The organism is Streptomyces sp. NBC_01304 (assembly GCF_035975855.1).
Taxonomy (GTDB): Bacteria; Actinomycetota; Actinomycetes; order Streptomycetales; family Streptomycetaceae; genus Streptomyces.
Genome location: NZ_CP109055.1, coordinates 3428528 through 3445410, shown reverse-complemented (window position 1 = coordinate 3445410; position 16883 = coordinate 3428528). Strand labels below are relative to the sequence as shown.

Sequence of the window (16883 nt, the reverse complement as noted above, 5' to 3'; positions counted from 1 at the left end):
GCGATTCAGACGAGACGTACTTGAACGCAGGTGACGTGCAAGACGTCAGTGGCGCAGGTGACGTACGGGACGTCAGTAGCGCTCGAGGGCCGGCGGCTCGACGAACGCGGCGCCCGAGAGGCCGAGCGTCGCCTCGTACGCCTTCTTGTAGTCGCCGTTCTTCTGGTGCGCCTCGATCGCGTTGGTGACGGCGTCACGCAGCGCCTTGTCGTCCTTGTTCATGCCGACGCCGTAGGGCTCCTCGGTGAACGGCTTGCCGACGACCTTCAGGGCGTTGGGCCGCTGCGCCGCGTAGCCCTTGAGGATGGCGTCGTCGGTGGTGACGGCGTCGACCTCGTTGTTGGTGAGCTGCTGGACGCACTCGGAGTACTTGGCGAGTTCGACGGTCTTCGCGCCGTACTTCGGCTTCTTGATCTCCTGCAGCGGGGTCGAGCCCTTGATGGAGCAGACCGTCTTGCCCTTGAGCGAGTCGGGGCCCGTGATGCTCTTCTCGTCCTTGCGGACCAGGAGGTCGGCACCGGCCTTCATGTACGGACCGGCGAAGCCGACCTGCTTCTTGCGCTCGTCGTTGATCGTGTACGTACCGACGTACAGGTCGACGTCGCCCTTCGAGATGGTGGTCTCGCGGACGCCGGAGTCGATCGTCTTGAACTCGATCTGGTCCGGCTTGAAGCCCAGGTCGGCGGCGACCATCTTGGCGATCTCGATGTCGAAGCCGGAGCGCTTGCCGCTGGTGTCCTGGAAGCCGAGGTAGGGCTGGTCGTCCTTGGAGCCGATGACGAGCTTGCCGGCCTTCTGGGCCGCCTTCAGCGTCGCCGAGTCGATCTTGACGCCGGACTTGACGGCGTACGTGGGCAGCTTCGGCGCGTTCTTGCCGCCGGTCGGGTCCTTCGGCTTGTCACCGGCGGTGCCGGACTCGCCGCCACAGGCGGTCGCGGTCAGTGCGAGGGCGGCGATGGTGGCCGCTACGGCGGCGGACTTGCGGAGCTTCATGGTGAACATCCTTATGTGTCGGGCAGGTTGAGACGTAGACGCCAGGATGCGTCAGTGGTGAAGGATCTTCGACAGGAAGTCCTTGGCCCGGTCGCTGCGCGGGTTGCTGAAGAACTGGTCGGGCGTGGCCTCTTCGACGATCTTGCCGTCGGCCATGAACACGACGCGGTTGGCGGCCGAGCGCGCGAAGCCCATCTCGTGGGTGACGACGACCATGGTCATCCCCTCCTGGGCGAGCTGCTGCATGACCTCGAGGACCTCATTGATCATCTCGGGGTCGAGGGCGGAGGTCGGCTCGTCGAAGAGCATCACCTTCGGGTCCATGGCCAGGGCGCGCGCGATGGCGACGCGCTGCTGCTGACCACCGGAGAGCTGCGCGGGGTACTTGTCCGCCTGGACGCCGACACCCACCCGGTCGAGCAGGGCGCGGGCCTTCTTCTCGGCCGTTGCCTTGTCCGTCTTGCGGACCTTGATCTGGCCCAGCATCACGTTCTCGAGCACCGTCTTGTGCGCGAAGAGGTTGAAGGACTGGAAGACCATGCCGACATCGGCCCGGAGCTTCGCGAGCTCCTTGCCCTCCTGGGGCAGCGGCTTGCCGTCGATGGAGATCGAGCCCGACTCGACGGTCTCCAGGCGGTTGATGGCGCGGCACAGTGTGGACTTGCCGGAGCCCGACGGCCCGATGACGACCACGACTTCGCCTCGGGCGATCGTCAGGTCGATGTCCTGGAGCACATGCAACGCGCCGAAGTGCTTGTTGACGTTCTTCAGCGCGACCAGTTCGTCCGCCGCGGGTGCGGCGTCCTTGGTCACCGATACTTCGGCCATGGGGGTTCTTGCTCCATCCTCCTCGGTTGGGCAGGACAGTAGTAACCCGGTGCGACCAGCGTCATTACATCTGAGGGGAAATTGAGCATAACGATCCGGCCGCAACCGGACACTCTGCGTGAACGGGACACCCTGCCCGCGTACCGGCTGCATAACGGAACACGGACGTAACCGGAAGGGCCTTGACGCAGTCCTTATCCATCAGCGTGGATGCCTGAGTACGTACGTCGACCGCATGCGTACGAGATGGGTATGCATGACGACTGAACGACCGGTGAACCGAAGGGGGACGCGATGAGGCTCCTGCTCGTCGAGGACGACGACCACGTCGCCGCCGCCCTGTCCGCGATCCTCGCCCGGCACGGCTTCGAGGTGGTTCACGCCCGCAACGGCGAGGAGGCCCTGCAGGCCTTCCTGCCCACGGACAAGGCGCCGTTCGGCGTCGTCCTGCTCGACCTCGGCCTGCCCGACCAGGACGGATACGAGGTGTGCGGCAAGATCCGCAAGCGGACCAGCACCCCCGTAATCATGGTGACTGCGCGGGCCGACGTACGCAGTCGCATACATGGCCTGAATCTCGGCGCCGACGACTACGTCACCAAGCCGTACGACACCGGGGAGCTGCTCGCCCGCATCCACGCGGTCAGCCGGCGCACCGCGACCGAGGACGCCGCCGCGCCCGGCGAGGACGCGCTCCGGCTCGGTTCCGTACACATCGAGCTGCCCACCCGGCAGGTCAGCGTGGACGGCGAGACGGTGCAGCTCACCCGCAAGGAGTTCGACCTGCTGGCGCTGCTCGCCCAGCGGCCCGGGGTCGTATTCCGCCGGGAACAGATCATCTCCGAGGTGTGGCGCACCAGTTGGGAGGGGACCGGGCGCACCCTCGAGGTGCACGTGGCCTCGCTCCGCTCCAAGCTGCGGATGCCCGCCCTCATCGAGACGGTGCGCGGGGTGGGCTACCGCCTGGTCGCGCCGGCCGCGTAAGGCGCGTAGAAACCCGTGCGCACCCGCCTTCTCCCGCTGCTCATCGTCCTCATGGCGGGCGTGCTGCTCGCGCTGGGCTTTCCGCTCGCGGTGAGTCTGGCGGCGGCGCAGCAGCAGAAGGTGGTGGTGGACCGGATCGATGACACCGCCCGGTTCGCGGGGCTTGCGCAGTACGTCGACCAGCCCTCCGCCGATACGGGACGGGTGGGCTCGGACGAGCGCAAGAGGGCGCTGGAGAAGCAACTCGAGCGCTACTACGACGTTTACGGAATCAAAGCGGGTGTCTACTACCGGGGCCCCGAGGAAGTGCACATGGCCCGCGCCCCCGAGGGCTGGAAGGTGCCGGCCGAGGGCGAAGGCGAGGAAGCCTTCGAGGAGGCCCTGAACAGCCGTGGCAGCCACGATCCCCAGCAGGTCTGGCCCTGGCAGCGCCGCGACCTCTACGTCGCCTCACCGGTCATCCAGGACGGCGACGTCGTCGCGGTCGTCCTCACCGAATCGCCCACCGGCAAGATGCGTTCGCAGATCCTGCGCGGCTGGCTCCTCATCGGCGCGGGCGAGGCCGCCGCGATGTTCCTCGCCATCGGCGCGGCCCTGCGTCTGACGGGCTGGGTCCTGCGCCCGGTCCGGGTCCTGGACGCCACCACGCACGACATCGCCACCGGCTCCTTCAAGTCCCGGGTGGCGGTGGCCGGCGGGCCGCCCGAACTGCGCCGTCTGGCGCGGTCGTTCAACGAAATGGCCGACAACGTCGAGGACGTGCTCGAACAGCAGCGCGCCTTCGTCGCCGACGCCTCCCACCAGCTGCGCAACCCCCTGGCCGCGCTGCTGCTGCGGATCGAGCTCCTCGGCCTCGAACTGCCCGAGGGCAACGAGGAGATCGCGTCCGTACGCATCGAGGGAAAGCGGCTCGCCCAGGTCCTGGACGACCTCCTTGACCTGGCCCTGGCCGAGCATGCGGGCGCCGAGCTGGAGCTGACCGACATCGGCGAGCTGGCGGCCGAACGCGTCGACGCCTGGCGGCCGGTGGCCGACGAGAAGGGCGTGCGGCTCACCAGCGAGGGCCTTGCCGCGGCGACCGCCTGGGCCGACCCGATAGCGCTGTCCAGCGGCCTCGACGCGGTGATCGACAACGCCCTGAAGTTCACGCCGGAGGGCGAGGCCGTCACCGTCACGGTCACCTCCAACGGGGACGCGGCCACCATTGTCGTCGCCGACGGCGGCCCGGGGCTCAACGAGGACGAGCTGGCCCGCATCGGGGACCGCTTCTGGCGCAGCAACCGGCACCAGAACGTCAAGGGCTCGGGCCTCGGCCTCTCCATCACGCGGGCGCTGCTGAGTGCGGGCGGCGGCTCGATCTCGTACGCGCACAACACCCCGCGCGGCCTCGAGGTGACCGTGACCGTCCCGCGGCACGGGCCCCAGCCGGCCGCTTCAGGTCAGGGCTTGACCGAGCGGTAGTAGCGGCTCGCTCCGTCGTGCAGGGGGAGCGGGTTCGTGTAGATCGCCGTCCGCAGATCCACCAGCTGGGCCGCGTGCACCTTGGAACCGATGCTGTCCCGGTGGTCGATCACGGTGCGGGTCAGGCTTTCGGTCAGCTCGGGGTCCGCGTCGTCCGTGGTGACCAGGAGGTTGGCGACCGCCAAGGTCTGTACGGGTCCGTCGTTCTTGGCCTCGGGATAGGCGTCGGAGGGCACCACGGCCGCGCGGTAGTGGCTGGAGCCGCCACCCTGTCGGTGCAGCTCCTTCAGGAGGCGGTCACCGAGCGGGACCAGACGGACGGGGAAGCGCCTGGTGAGGTCGGTGACGTTGTCGGTCGTCAGACCGCCCGACCAGAAGAACGCGTCGATCTCGTCGTTCTTCAGCTGCTTGGGCGCCTCACGAATGGTGCTGGACACCGGCGTGATGTCCGCCTTGGTGAGTCCCGCGGCTTCAAGCACCGCCTCTGAGATCAGGCGCACGCCCGAATCCGCGGGCCCTATGGACACCCGCTTGCCGCGCAGATCCTTGGCCTCGCGCACCTTGGAGTCGGCGGGCACGATCAGGTGGACGTAGTCGTCGTAGAGCCGGGCGCAGCCCCGCAGGCTCTGGTAGCCGGGACTCCTGTCGTCCCGGTAGCGCTGGACGGCGTCCGCGGCGGCGATCGTGAAGTCGGCCCCGCCGTTCGCCACCCGGGCCACGTTCTGCTTGGAGCCGTCACTGGTGAGCAGCTCGATGTCCAGGTCGGGCAGATCGTTGGCGGCCGCGCCTCGCAGCAGCTTCCCGTACTTCTCGTACACCCCGCCCTTGATGCCCGTACTGAAGACGATCTTCCCGCCGGGAGTGCTCTCGCCGAGCGGCAGCAGCCACCACAACAGCAGCCCGAACACCACCAGAGCGGCCGCGGACCCCTGCAGGGCACGGCGACGACTGAGGCGGGGAAGCAGGAGCATGCGGCGATCCTGCCAGCTCACCCCGCCCATGGACTAGGGCCGGGGTCACTCCGCGGCCCGGCTCACCCGTCCCAGCCCTTACGCTGGACAGGTGAGCGGCAACAAGGTGGACACGGTGGGCGATGTGAAGACGTACGAGGTGCGCACGTACGGCTGCCAGATGAATGTGCACGACAGCGAGCGGCTCTCCGGCCTGCTTGAGGGCGCCGGATACGTCCGTGCCCCCAAGGACGCCGACGGTGACGCCGACGTGGTCGTCTTCAACACCTGCGCGGTGCGGGAGAACGCCGACAACAAGCTGTACGGCAATCTCGGCCGCCTCGCCCCGATGAAGACCAAGCGGCCCGGCATGCAGATCGCCGTCGGCGGCTGCCTCGCCCAGAAGGACCGCGACACCATCGTCGAGCGCGCCCCCTGGGTGGACGTCGTCTTCGGCACGCACAACATCGGCAAGCTGCCCGTACTCCTGGAGCGCGCCCGCATCCAGGAAGAGGCGCAGGTCGAGATCGCCGAGTCGCTGGAGGCGTTTCCCTCTACGCTGCCGACGCGTCGGGAGAGCGCGTACGCGGCCTGGGTGTCGATCTCGGTCGGCTGCAACAACACCTGCACCTTCTGCATCGTCCCGGCCCTGCGCGGCAAGGAGGAGGACCGCCGTCCCGGCGACATCCTCGCCGAGGTGAAGGCCCTGGTCGCCGAGGGCGTTTCCGAGATCACCCTGCTCGGCCAGAACGTGAACGCGTACGGCTCCGACCTCGGTGACCGCGCGGCCTTCAGCAAGCTCCTGCGCGCCTGCGGGCAGATCGAGGGCCTGGAGCGCGTGCGCTTCACCTCGCCGCACCCCAAGGACTTCACTGACGACGTGATCGCCGCCATGGCCGAGACGCCGAACGTGATGCCGCAGCTGCACATGCCGCTGCAGTCCGGCTCGGACACGGTCCTGCGCGCGATGCGCCGCTCGTACCGGCAGGAGCGTTACCTCGGGATCATCGAGAAGGTGCGCGCCGCGATGCCGGACGCCGCGATCTCGACCGACATCATCGTGGGCTTCCCCGGCGAGACCGAGGAGGACTTCGAGCAGACCATGCACGTCGTCCGCGAGGCCCGCTTCACGAACGCCTTCACCTTCCAGTACTCCAAGCGCCCCGGGACCCCGGCGGCGACCATGGACGGGCAGATCCCCAAGGAGGTCGTGCAGGAGCGTTACATGCGCCTGTCCGCGCTCCAGGAGGAGATCTCCTGGGAGGAGAACAAGAAGCAGGTCGGCCGCACCCTGGAGCTCATGGTCGCCGAGGGCGAGGGCCGCAAGGACGGCTCCACGCACCGCCTCTCCGGCCGCGCCCCCGACAACCGCCTGGTCCACTTCACCAAGCCGGAAACCGAAGTGCGCCCCGGTGACGTCGTGACGGTCGAGATCACGTACGCCGCCCCGCACCACCTCCTCGCCGAGGGCCAGGTCAAGGGCGTACGGCGGACCCGCGCGGGCGACGCCTGGGAGAAGCGCCAGGACGGGCCCAAGCCCGCGGGCGTCCTGCTCGGCCTGCCCAAGGTGGGCGTGCCGGAGCCGCTGCCGGTGGCGACGAGCGGCTGCGCGATCGACTGACGTAAGACGCTCGACTGTCGTGGGTGAGCGACTGTCGTACGCGAACGGGGGCGGGATGCAGACACGTTGGGGCCTGATCGTCGAAGAGAACGACGGCATGGGCGAGCGCAAGGCCTGGGCCACCACGGTCCTGGCGCACTTCGACGGCACGCGCGAGCAGGCGCTCGTGAAGCTGGAGGAGTACGCCCGTAACCACAGCCCGCAGCATCCGGCGAGCGCGCTCACCACGCGTCTGTACCGCACTGCGGAGGGCGGGTTCCTGCTGGTCAACGAGGGCTCGATGCGTACGTACCACTGCCGGTTCTCGGTGGCGGAGCTGCTGTACGACAGTGTCGAGGCGAAGCGCGCTCGGGATGCCGCCCGCGAGGCGGAGCGGCAGGAGCAGGAGGCGGCCAGGGCCGCCGAGAAGGCGGCGAAGCGGGCGGAGCGTGGCGGGTTGTTCGGGCGTCGCGAGCGCTGACCGAGGAGGTTCCCCGGGCACGCGCGGCGCGGGCGGCTACGCTGCGGATCATGCTCGTTGCCGCTGCCGTGTGCCCCTGCCCCCCGCTGCTCGTGCCCGAGGTCGCCGCGGGTGCGGCCGCCGAACTCGATGCGGCGCGAGCCGCGTGCACCGACGCGGTGGGCGTGCTCGCCGCGTCCCGACCGGACCGGCTGATCGTCGTCGGGCCGGCCGAGCAGAGCGGCCGGGGGCCGCATGCGGAGGGTGCGCGCGGGTCGTTCCGGGGGTTCGGGGTGGAGGTCGACGTACGCCTCGGCCGGGGTGGCGAGGCGGCGGAGCGTGAGCTTCCGGTGTCCCTCGCGGTGGCGGCGTGGCTCCTTGAGCGCACCGAGTGGGCCGCGGCTCCGGTCGAGGCGCTCGGGGTGGGGGAACCTCTGGTGGCCGAGCGGTGTATCCAAGTCGGGCGGGAGCTGCAGGCGCACGCCGAGCGAGTGGCTCTTCTGGTCATGGGCGACGCGAGTGCCTGTCGCACGCTCAAGGCGCCCGGCTATCTGGACGAGCGGGCGGCGCCCTTCGACGCCGAGGTGGCGCGGGCCCTGGGCGCGGCGGACGTGGCGGCGCTGAAGGCGCTGGACGCGGAGCTCGCGTACGAGCTGAAGGCGGCCGGGCGCGCGCCGTGGCAGGTGCTCGCGGGGGCGGCGGAGGGGGCGGGGCTGAGCGGGGCGTTGCTGTACGACGAGGCGCCGTACGGGGTGGGGTATCTGGTCGCGGCCTGGTCCTGACGGGCATCCGGTAGCGGCCCGGTCCTGACACGGGCATCCGGTCGCGGCCCGGTCCTGATGGCCGGCTCGGTGGGACACCCACACCGCACACGCGACGGCCGCGAGGCGCCTCGTGCCTCACGGCCGTCTGCCGTCGTCGCCCGGGCCGGGGTTCTCGGGCCTGAGGACCCTCCTCATGGCGCGCTACTTGCGCGCGCTGTCCCCCGCCTCGTTGTCGGCCGCTTCCTCCGCCGACTGCTGCTTGGGGATCTCCACGTTCTCGGCGGTGGCGGCCGCAGCGGACTCTTCGGACTCTTCGGACGCCTCGGGCTTCTCGGACGACGCCTCATCGGCCTTCGCCTCGGTCTCCGCCTCCGCTTCGGCCTCGACCTCCGCCTCCGGCTCGGCCGTCAGAGTGTCGGCCTCCGTCTCGGCGGTTGACGCCTCCGCGTCCTTCGGCTTGCGACCCAGAAGCTTCGCAAAAACGCCCATATCTACTCCATACCGTACTCGTGTGGGCGAAATTCCAGCCCGCCCGGAGCGTCCCATTGCGTCGCCCGGGGCTACGGTCCTCAAAACCGGCGGCCAGAACCTCGCAACAGGCAACGAACCCGGGGCGGTGGCGTCACGTCGCTCGTTAGGGGACTTGCCGCAGGGTTTGCGACCATGGCCCTGTGAATAGCGCAGCTCTTGCCCCGCGAGTCATCGCCGTCGTCGGTCCCACCGCGGCCGGAAAGTCCGATCTGGGCGTCTTTCTCGCCCAGCGGCTCGGCGGCGAAGTCGTCAACGTCGACTCCATGCAGCTGTACCGGGGGATGGACATCGGTACCGCGAAGCTGACGCTCGACGAGCGCGCCGGCATTCCGCACCACCTCCTCGACATCTGGGACGTCACCGAGGCCGCCAGCGTCGCCGAGTACCAGAAGCTCGCGCGGGCCGAGATCGACCGGCTGCTCGCCGAGGGGCGCTGGCCGATCCTGGTCGGCGGCTCCGGCCTGTACGTGCGCGGGGCGGTCGACAACCTCGAGTTCCCCGGCACCGACCCGGCCGTCCGCGCCGCGCTCGAGGAGGAGCTCACGCTACGCGGCTCCGGCGCCCTGCACGCCCGCCTGGCCGCCGCCGACCCGGAGGCCGCGAAGGCGATCCTGCCGAGCAACGGCCGCCGCATCGTCCGCGCCCTCGAAGTCATCGAGATCACCGGGCAGCCCTTCACCGCCAACCTCCCCGGCCACGACTCGGTCTACGACACCGTCCAGATCGGCGTCGACGTGGCCCGGCCCGAGCTGGACGAGCGCATCGCGACCCGGGTCGACCGCATGTGGGAGGCCGGTCTTGTCGACGAGGTGCGGGCACTGGAGGCGCGGGGCCTGCGGGAGGGACGTACGGCGGGACGGGCCCTCGGGTACCAGCAGGTGCTCACCGCCCTGACCGGCGACTGCACCGAGGAGGAGGCGCGCGCCGAGACCGTGCGCGCCACCAAGCGCTTCGCGCGCCGCCAGGACTCCTGGTTCCGCCGCGATCCGAGGGTGCAGTGGCTGAGCGGCGGCCTCGCGGACCGGGCGGAACTCCCGGCCCGGGCGCTGGCGTTGGTCGAACGAGCGGTCACAGCCTGATCACGTGATGGCATCGGGACGCTCCGCCGGTCATCCCGGCTCCTGAGGGCGTGCCATCATCGAGCTTCGATCGTGCCAGTGGAAGCCGAGTTGGGAGGGCGCGTGGCGATGGAGGCCGGCCCTCGCGACACCGCACACGAGGATCAGGGACTCAGTTCCGACGGTCCTGAGCCGACACCGGACGCCGCCGTTCCGGGCGGTGTCGTTCCAGGTGGTGTCGTGGCAGACGGCCCGGACGAGGCCGAGCAGGCCGCGGCCGACGCCGGCCAGGAGGTCGAGGTCGAGCTGCGTCCGCAGCGCCGTCTGCGGATCTGGCAGATCGCCCCGATCGTGGTGCTCGCCGCCATGGGCTCCCTGATGTTCGCTTTCCCCCTCGCCTTCGAGTTCGGCGACGGCGGCGCGGTCGTGGCCATGCTCGGCCTGCTGCTCAGCTGCTGCGCCGCCGGGTGGGCCATGATGGCCGCCCGCCGCGTCGGCTACACCTGGCCCGGCATCCCCTCACGCGGCTCCGACCGCCGTCCCGACTGGCGGGTCGTGGCCGGGTACGCCGTGGTCGTCATCGCCCTCGCCGTGCTCGCGGTGTGGCGCGTGGCCCGGCTGCGCTGACCGTACGAGGGCCGTGCGAAGGCTGCTTACGAGACTGTCGTACGCACCCCGTACGATCGAGGAATGAGCACGCGGATCGCCTTCCTCAAGGGCCATGGCACCGAGAACGACTTCGTGATCGTGCCCGACCCGGACAATGCCATCGAGCTGCCCGCCGCCGCGGTGGCCGCCCTGTGCGACCGCCGGGCCGGCATCGGGGGCGACGGTCTGCTGCACGTCGTACGGTCCGCCGCGCACCCCGAGGCCAAGGCGATGGCCGGCGAGGCCGAGTGGTTCATGGACTACCGGAACGCGGACGGCTCGATCGCCGAGATGTGCGGCAACGGCGTGCGGGTCTTCGCCCGCTACCTCCAGCGCGCCGGACACGTCGAGGCCGGTGACCTGGCGGTCGCCACCCGCGGCGGCATCAAGCGCGTCCACCTCGCGAAGACCGAGTCGATCAGCGGCTCCGCCGCGGGAGACGTGACGGTCTCCATGGGCAGGGCCCTGCTCCCCGCCGAGCAGGCCACCGTCACCGTGGGCGAGCGCAGCTGGCCCGCGCTCAACGTGGACATGGGCAACCCGCACGCGGTCGCCTTCGTCGACGACCTGGACCACGCCGGGAACCTGTACACGGCACCCCCCGTCAGCCCCGCCTCGGTCTATCCGGCCGGGGTGAACGTCGAGTTCGTGGTCGACCGCGGCGAGCGCCACGTCGCGATGCGCGTGCACGAGCGCGGCTCCGGCGAGACCCGCTCCTGCGGCACCGGGGCCTGCGCGGTCGCCGTCGCCGCGGCCCGCCGGGACGGCGCCGACCCCGCGGTCACCGGCGCCCCGGTGACGTACACCGTGGACCTGCCCGGCGGACGCCTGGTGATCACCGAAAATCCGGACGGCACGATCGAGATGACGGGCCCCGCGGTGATCGTCGCCGAGGGCGAGATCACCGCCGAGTGGCTCGAAACCGTAATCCCCTGAACCTTCGCTCGAATGGGTGATCCGTTTCACGCTGGGCGAGAGCCGGTGAGCACCGCGTGATGGGGTCGGTAGCATCAAGCACCGGCCCGGACGGGCGCTCGTTGCTTGTCATCGACAAGTCGCGACGTCGTCCTCCAGCCGCCGGTCGACACTGCCGGAGGTGCCCATGAGTGCAGAGGCGAGCAACCCCCTGATGGGGCCGTCGTCCGGTGCGCACCGCAAGCGCGGTCGCCCCCGGCTCGATCTGCGCCGGCTCGGCCGGGCCGCGCTGCTCGGTTCCGCCTCGCGGGACCGGCTGCCGGACGCGATCGGCCACATGGTCGAGGTCCACCGTGCGCACTACCCGGACGCGGACATGGAGGCGCTGCGGCGGGCGTACGTCCTCGCCGAGTCCTCGCACCGCGGACAGATGCGCAAGAGCGGTGAGCCGTACATCACGCACCCCCTCGCCGTGACGCTGATCCTCGCCGAACTGGGCGCGGAGACCACGACGTTGACCGCCTCGCTGCTCCACGACACCGTCGAGGACACCGAGGTGACGCTGGATCAGGTACGTGAGGAGTTCGGCGAGGAGGTCTGTTACCTCGTCGACGGCGTGACCAAGCTGGAGAAGGTCGACTACGGCGCGGCGGCCGAACCCGAGACCTTCCGCAAGATGCTCGTGGCCACGGGCAACGACGTACGCGTGATGTCGATCAAACTCGCCGACCGGCTGCACAACATGCGCACCCTCGGCGTGATGCGCCCCGAGAAACAGGCGCGCATCGCCAAGGTCACCCGGGACGTGCTGATTCCGCTGGCCGAACGGCTCGGCGTGCAGGCCCTGAAGACCGAGCTGGAAGACCTCGTCTTCGCCATCCTGCACCGCGAGGAGTACGAGACGACCCGCGCCCTGGTCGCGGAGAACGCGCTGGGGTCCAACCCGCTCGCCGACATCGCCGAGGACTTCCGGGCGGTGTTCCGCGAGGCCGGAATCGCGGCCGAAGTCCACATCAGGCCACGGCACTTCGTGTCCGTGCACCGTGCCGGGATCAAGCGCGGCCGGCTGCGCGGGGCCGACTTCGGACGCCTCCTCGTCCTGGTCGGCGAGGACGCCGACTGCTACGGCGTACTGGGGGAGTTGCACACCTGCTTCACGCCGGTCATCTCGGAGTTCAAGGACTTCATCGCGGCGCCCAAGTTCAACCTGTACCAATCGCTGCACACCGCGGTCGCCCGCCAGGACGGCGAAGTCGCCGAAGTCCTCATCCGTACGCACCAGATGCACAAGGTCGCCGAGGCGGGCGTCGTGGCTCTCGGCAATCCTTATGACTCCGGTTCCGAGGAGCCCGTGGACGGCGAGCGCGCCGACCCCACCCGGCCCGGCTGGCTCTCCCGCCTCCTCGACTGGCAGCGGGCCACACCCGACTCCGACACCTTCTGGAGCTCGCTGCGCGAGGAGCTCTCGCAGGACCGCGAGATCACCGTGTACCGCACGGACGGCGGCACGCTCGGGCTGCCCGCCGGGGCGAGTTGTGTGGACGCGGCCTATGCGCAGTACGGCGAGGACGCGCACGCCTGTATCGGGGCGCGGGTCAACGGCCGGCTGGCGACGCTCAGTACGGTGCTGCGCGACGGGGACACCGTGCATGTGCTGCTCGCCCCGCTGGAGACCGGGTCGGGGCCCGCGCCCGACTGGCTGGACCACGCGAAGACGCCGGCCGCGCGGATCGCCATCGGCCGCTGGTTCGCGGCCCATCCCGAAGAGGCCGAAGAGGCGGACGCACCCCGGCCGCAACTGACCGTGGCGACCGTACGGCCGGGCGCGGCGAACGTCGTGGTGGACCTGGAAGGGGCCACCGTGCGCCTCGCCGGGTGCTGTACGCCGGTGCCGCCGGACGAGGTGACGGGCTTCGCGGTACGCGGCGGCGTGGTCACCGTGCACCGCCTGGAGTGTCCGGCGGTCGAGCGCATGGCGACCGCGGGACGGCCCGCCCTGGGGGTGCGCTGGGCCGACCAGGAAGAGACCGCCGAGTGCCGGGTGACCCTGATCGCCGAGTCGTTCGGGCGGCCGCATCTGCTCGCCGACCTGACCGAGGCCATCGCCATGGAGGGCGCCGCCATCGTCTCGGCGACGGTGGAGCCGCCCACCGAGGGTCGCGTACGGCATACGTACACGCTCCAACTCCCGGACTCCGGGGGGCTGCACACGCTGATGCGGGCGATGCGCAAGGTGGCCGGGGTGTATGACGTGAGTCGGCCGCAGCATTCGGCCGCGGCCACGCAGTAGTCCGGGCGCCGGGTCACGAATCCCGGCGTCAGGTCACGCGGAAGCGCTCATTCGGGTGGGTCGGGCGCGCGCCGTCGCCGTCGGCGGGGCGCGCGCTGATAGCGGTGGCTCATGTTGCTCTCGCCCCGGATCAGGGCCGCGCTCCTCGCCGCCGCCTCCGCCACCCTCATCGCCGCGACACTGCCTTCGCCGGCGCCCCTAGGCATCGGCGACCCGCTCTTCCCGCACCTCGGCAACCCGGGGTACGACGTGGCGGCGTACGACATCCACTTCACCTACCGCGGCGACAACAGCAAGCCGCTCGACACCGTCACCAAGATCGACGCCCGGTCGACGGCCCGCCTGGAGCGGATCAACCTCGACTTCGCCCGCGGCAAGGTCCGTTCGGTCAGCCTCAACGGCACCCCGGCCGAGTTCGTCAGCACGGGCGAGGACCTCGTCGTCACGCCCAAGAAGGCCGTCGCGCCGGGCAGCCGGATGCGGCTCACCGTGCGGCACACCAGCGACCCGGCCACGGGGCAGCACGAGGGCGGCTGGGTCCGCACCGGCGACGGTCTCGCCATGGCCAACCAGGCCGACGCCGCCCACCGGGTCTTCCCCTGCAACGACCACCCCGCGGACAAGGCCCGCTTCACCTTCCGCGTCACGGCACCCAAGCACCTGACGGCCGTGGCCAACGGGCTGCCGGCCGGGCACATGCGCGGCGCGCGGGACACCACGTGGACGTACCGCACCACGCACCCCATGGCGACCGAGCTCGCCCAGGTCTCCATCGGCAAGTCGACCGTGGTGCCCCGCAAGGGCCCGCACGGACTGCCGATGCGCGACGTGGTGCCGGTCAAGGACCGGGTGACCCTCGAGCGCTGGCTGCGCAAGACGCCGGGGCAGCTGGCCTGGATGGAGAAGAAGGTCGGGCGCTATCCCTTCGAGGCGTACGGACTTCTCGTCGCCGACGCCGAGACCGGCTTCGAGCTGGAGACGCAGACGCTGTCGCTCTTCGAGCGGTCGCTGTTCACCCGGCCCGAATTCCCCGAGTGGTACGTCGAATCGATCATGGTGCATGAGCTGGCGCACCAGTGGTTCGGCAACAGCGTCAGCCCTCGCACCTGGTCCGACCTGTGGCTCAACGAGGGGCACGCCACCTGGTACGAGGCGCTCTTCGCACAGGAGAAGGCGGACCAGCCCATCGAGCTGCGGATGATGGACGCCTACCGCGAGTCGGACAACTGGCGGGCGGCGGGCGGCCCGCCGGCGGCACCGAAGGCGCCGGCGCCGGGGGAGAAGATCAGCCTGTTCCGGCCGGTCGTCTACGACGGCAGTGCGCTGGTCCTTTACGCCCTGCGCCAGGAGATCGGCCGGAGCGCCTTCGACCGGCTCGAGCGTGAGTGGCTGCGTACGTACGCCGACAAGGCCGCCTCGACCGCCGACTTCACGAGGCTCGCGGAGCGGGTCTCCGGGCGGGATCTGGACCGGTTCTTCCAGGGCTGGCTGTACGACCTGAAGACGCCGCGGATGCCCGGCCACCCGCAGTGGCGCTCGGACGAGCCGAGGACGGGGACCCTCGGGCGCTGAGTCCGAGTCGAGCCCGAGTCGAGTCCGAGTCGAGGTCTGGTTGTGGGTCTGAGCCCCGGCACCCCGGGGGCTGCGGCTCCCGGGGCGCCGGGGCGGGCAGTCCCCGGGGCGCAAGTCGGGTGACCCCTGACGCCCCTAGGCATAAGTCAGGTGACGAGACGAGCCGTGCCGTGCGACCATCGACGGGTCGGCGCCGCTGCCGGCCGGGGAATCTCCCGGGCCAGGTGCGCGTTGACCCCCATGACGGCCCCCCTGACGGAGCGGCCGCCCACCCATCGACGTAAAGGATCCACTTGACCCCCTCTTCTTCCCCTTCCCAGGACGCGCAGGACCAGCAGGAAGCCACTAGTTCCGCGACGAACCTCCCCGAAGGGCTTCGGGCCGATGCCCTGATGGAAGAGGACGTCGCCTGGAGCCACGAGATCGACTCCGAGCGGGACGGTGATCAGTACGACCGTTCCGAGCGTGCGGCCCTGCGCCGCGTGGCCGGTCTCTCCACCGAGCTCGAGGACGTCACCGAGGTCGAGTACCGCCAGCTCCGCCTGGAGCGCGTGGTCCTCGTCGGCGTGTGGACGTCGGGCACCGTCCGCGACGCGGAGAACTCCCTCGCGGAGCTCGCCGCCCTCGCGGAGACCGCGGGTGCGCTCGTCCTCGACGGCGTCATGCAGCGCCGTGACAAGCCGGACCCGGCCACCTTCATCGGCTCGGGCAAGGCGCGGGAGCTGCGCGACATCGTCGTGGAGTCCGGTGCCGACACCGTCGTGTGTGACGGTGAGCTCAGCCCCGGCCAGCTCATCGCGCTAGAGGACGTCGTCAAGGTCAAGGTGGTCGACCGGACCGCCTTGATCCTCGACATCTTCGCCCAGCACGCCAAGTCCCGTGAGGGCAAGGCGCAGGTCGCGCTCGCGCAGATGCAGTACATGCTGCCGCGCCTGCGTGGCTGGGGTCAGTCGCTGTCGCGGCAGATGGGCGGCGGTGGCTCCGGCTCCTCGGGCGGCGGCATGGCCACCCGTGGTCCCGGTGAGACCAAGATCGAGACGGACCGGCGTCGCATTCGCGAGAAGATGGCGAAGATGCGCCGGGAGATCGCGGAGATGAAGACCGGCCGCGAGATCAAGCGCCAGGAGCGCAAGCGCAACAAGGTGCCTTCGGTCGCCATCGCGGGCTACACCAACGCCGGCAAGTCGTCCCTGCTCAACCGTCTTACGGGCGCGGGCGTGCTGGTCGAGAACTCGCTGTTCGCGACCCTCGACCCGACCGTGCGCCGGGCCGAGACGCCGAGCGGGCGGCTGTACACGCTGGCCGACACGGTCGGTTTCGTACGTCACCTGCCGCACCACCTCGTCGAGGCGTTCCGCTCCACCATGGAGGAGGTCGGCGAGTCCGACCTGATCCTGCACGTGGTGGACGGCTCGCACCCGGTGCCGGAGGAGCAGCTGGCCGCCGTGCGCGAGGTCATCCGGGACGTCGGCGCGACCGACGTACCGGAGATCGTGGTGATCAACAAGGCGGATGCGGCCGACCCGTTGGTGCTGCAGCGGCTGCTGCGCATCGAGAAGCACGCGATCGCCGTGTCGGCCCGGACCGGCGAGGGCATCGACGAGCTGCTCGCGCTGATCGACACCGAACTGCCCAGGCCCAGCATCGAGATCGAGGCCCTGGTGCCCTACACACAGGGCGGGCTGATCGCGCGTGCGCACACCGAGGGCGATGTGATCTCCGAGGAGCACACCGAGGAGGGCACGCTGCTCAAGGCCAGGGTGCACGAGGAGCTGGCGGCGGAGCTCGCCAAGCACGTTCCTGCCAAGCACTGAGCCGTTTCGGCTTCC

At 70.4% G+C, this 16883-nt stretch carries 15 protein-coding genes; 11 read left to right on the top strand and 4 right to left on the bottom strand.

What is annotated here, in order from left to right:
- Positions 1–72: 72 nt before the first annotated feature.
- The gene (locus OG430_RS14955; protein WP_327352982.1) at positions 73–993 is read right to left on the bottom strand and encodes a glutamate ABC transporter substrate-binding protein; all 921 of its coding nucleotides are present in this window, start codon (positions 991–993) and stop codon (positions 73–75) included.
- A gap of 51 nt (positions 994–1044) precedes the next feature.
- Positions 1045–1821 (bottom strand): amino acid ABC transporter ATP-binding protein, encoded by a 777-nt coding sequence (locus tag OG430_RS14950; RefSeq protein WP_327352981.1) that lies wholly within the window; start codon positions 1819–1821, stop codon positions 1045–1047.
- A gap of 294 nt (positions 1822–2115) precedes the next feature.
- On the opposite strand from OG430_RS14950, the gene OG430_RS14945 reads away from it, so the two are divergent.
- Both OG430_RS14945 and OG430_RS14940 read left to right on the top strand, forming a co-directional pair.
- On the top strand, positions 2116–2805 hold the full coding sequence (locus OG430_RS14945) for a response regulator transcription factor (RefSeq protein ID WP_327352980.1): 690 nt from the start codon (positions 2116–2118) through the stop codon (positions 2803–2805).
- Positions 2806–2820: 15 nt separating this feature from the next.
- The gene (locus OG430_RS14940; protein ID WP_327352979.1) at positions 2821–4266 is read left to right on the top strand and encodes a sensor histidine kinase; all 1446 of its coding nucleotides are present in this window, start codon (positions 2821–2823) and stop codon (positions 4264–4266) included.
- On the opposite strand, the gene OG430_RS14935 is transcribed toward OG430_RS14940, so the two are convergent.
- Complete coding sequence (locus OG430_RS14935) at positions 4245–5237, bottom strand: TAXI family TRAP transporter solute-binding subunit (protein WP_327352978.1); 993 nt, start codon at positions 5235–5237, stop codon at positions 4245–4247. The two genes, OG430_RS14940 and OG430_RS14935, sit on opposite strands and share 22 nt — an antisense overlap.
- Positions 5238–5328: 91 nt before the next feature.
- On the opposite strand from OG430_RS14935, the gene miaB reads away from it, so the two are divergent.
- The 3 genes from miaB to OG430_RS14920 are packed head-to-tail and all read left to right on the top strand — an operon-like array spanning position 5329 to position 8058.
- Positions 5329–6837: a tRNA (N6-isopentenyl adenosine(37)-C2)-methylthiotransferase MiaB gene (miaB, locus tag OG430_RS14930; protein ID WP_327352977.1), complete on the top strand. Its 1509-nt coding sequence runs from the start codon at positions 5329–5331 to the stop codon at positions 6835–6837.
- Positions 6838–6892: 55 nt separating this feature from the next.
- Positions 6893–7297 (top strand): hypothetical protein, encoded by a 405-nt coding sequence (locus OG430_RS14925; protein ID WP_327352976.1) that lies wholly within the window; start codon positions 6893–6895, stop codon positions 7295–7297.
- A 50-nt stretch (positions 7298–7347) separates the two neighbouring features.
- Positions 7348–8058, top strand: coding sequence for a class III extradiol dioxygenase subunit B-like domain-containing protein (locus tag OG430_RS14920; protein ID WP_327352975.1), 711 nt, complete (start codon positions 7348–7350; stop codon positions 8056–8058).
- 183 nt (positions 8059–8241) lie between these two features.
- On the opposite strand, the gene OG430_RS14915 is transcribed toward OG430_RS14920, so the two are convergent.
- A complete protein-coding gene (locus OG430_RS14915) occupies positions 8242–8529 on the bottom strand; it encodes a hypothetical protein (RefSeq protein ID WP_327352974.1) in 288 nt (95 codons plus the stop codon).
- 182 nt (positions 8530–8711) lie between these two features.
- Here OG430_RS14915 and miaA point away from each other — a divergent pair, with 182 nt between their 5' ends.
- The 6 genes from miaA (at position 8712) to hflX (ending at position 16868) form a co-directional block, all read left to right on the top strand.
- Positions 8712–9650: a tRNA (adenosine(37)-N6)-dimethylallyltransferase MiaA gene (gene miaA, locus OG430_RS14910; protein WP_327352973.1), complete on the top strand. Its 939-nt coding sequence runs from the start codon at positions 8712–8714 to the stop codon at positions 9648–9650.
- A gap of 108 nt (positions 9651–9758) precedes the next feature.
- Positions 9759–10256, top strand: a complete 498-nt coding sequence (locus OG430_RS14905; protein WP_327359103.1) for a hypothetical protein — start codon at positions 9759–9761, stop codon at positions 10254–10256.
- Between the two features lie 63 nt (positions 10257–10319).
- Positions 10320–11213, top strand: coding sequence for a diaminopimelate epimerase (dapF, locus tag OG430_RS14900; protein ID WP_327352972.1), 894 nt, complete (start codon positions 10320–10322; stop codon positions 11211–11213).
- Positions 11214–11379: 166 nt separating this feature from the next.
- Positions 11380–13482, top strand: a complete 2103-nt coding sequence (locus tag OG430_RS14895) for a RelA/SpoT family protein (protein ID WP_327352971.1) — start codon at positions 11380–11382, stop codon at positions 13480–13482.
- Between the two features lie 111 nt (positions 13483–13593).
- Positions 13594–15054, top strand: a complete 1461-nt coding sequence (locus OG430_RS14890; RefSeq protein ID WP_327352970.1) for a M1 family metallopeptidase — start codon at positions 13594–13596, stop codon at positions 15052–15054.
- 293 nt (positions 15055–15347) lie between these two features.
- On the top strand, positions 15348–16868 hold the full coding sequence (hflX, locus tag OG430_RS14885) for a GTPase HflX (protein ID WP_327352969.1): 1521 nt from the start codon (positions 15348–15350) through the stop codon (positions 16866–16868).
- Positions 16869–16883 lie beyond the last annotated feature (15 nt).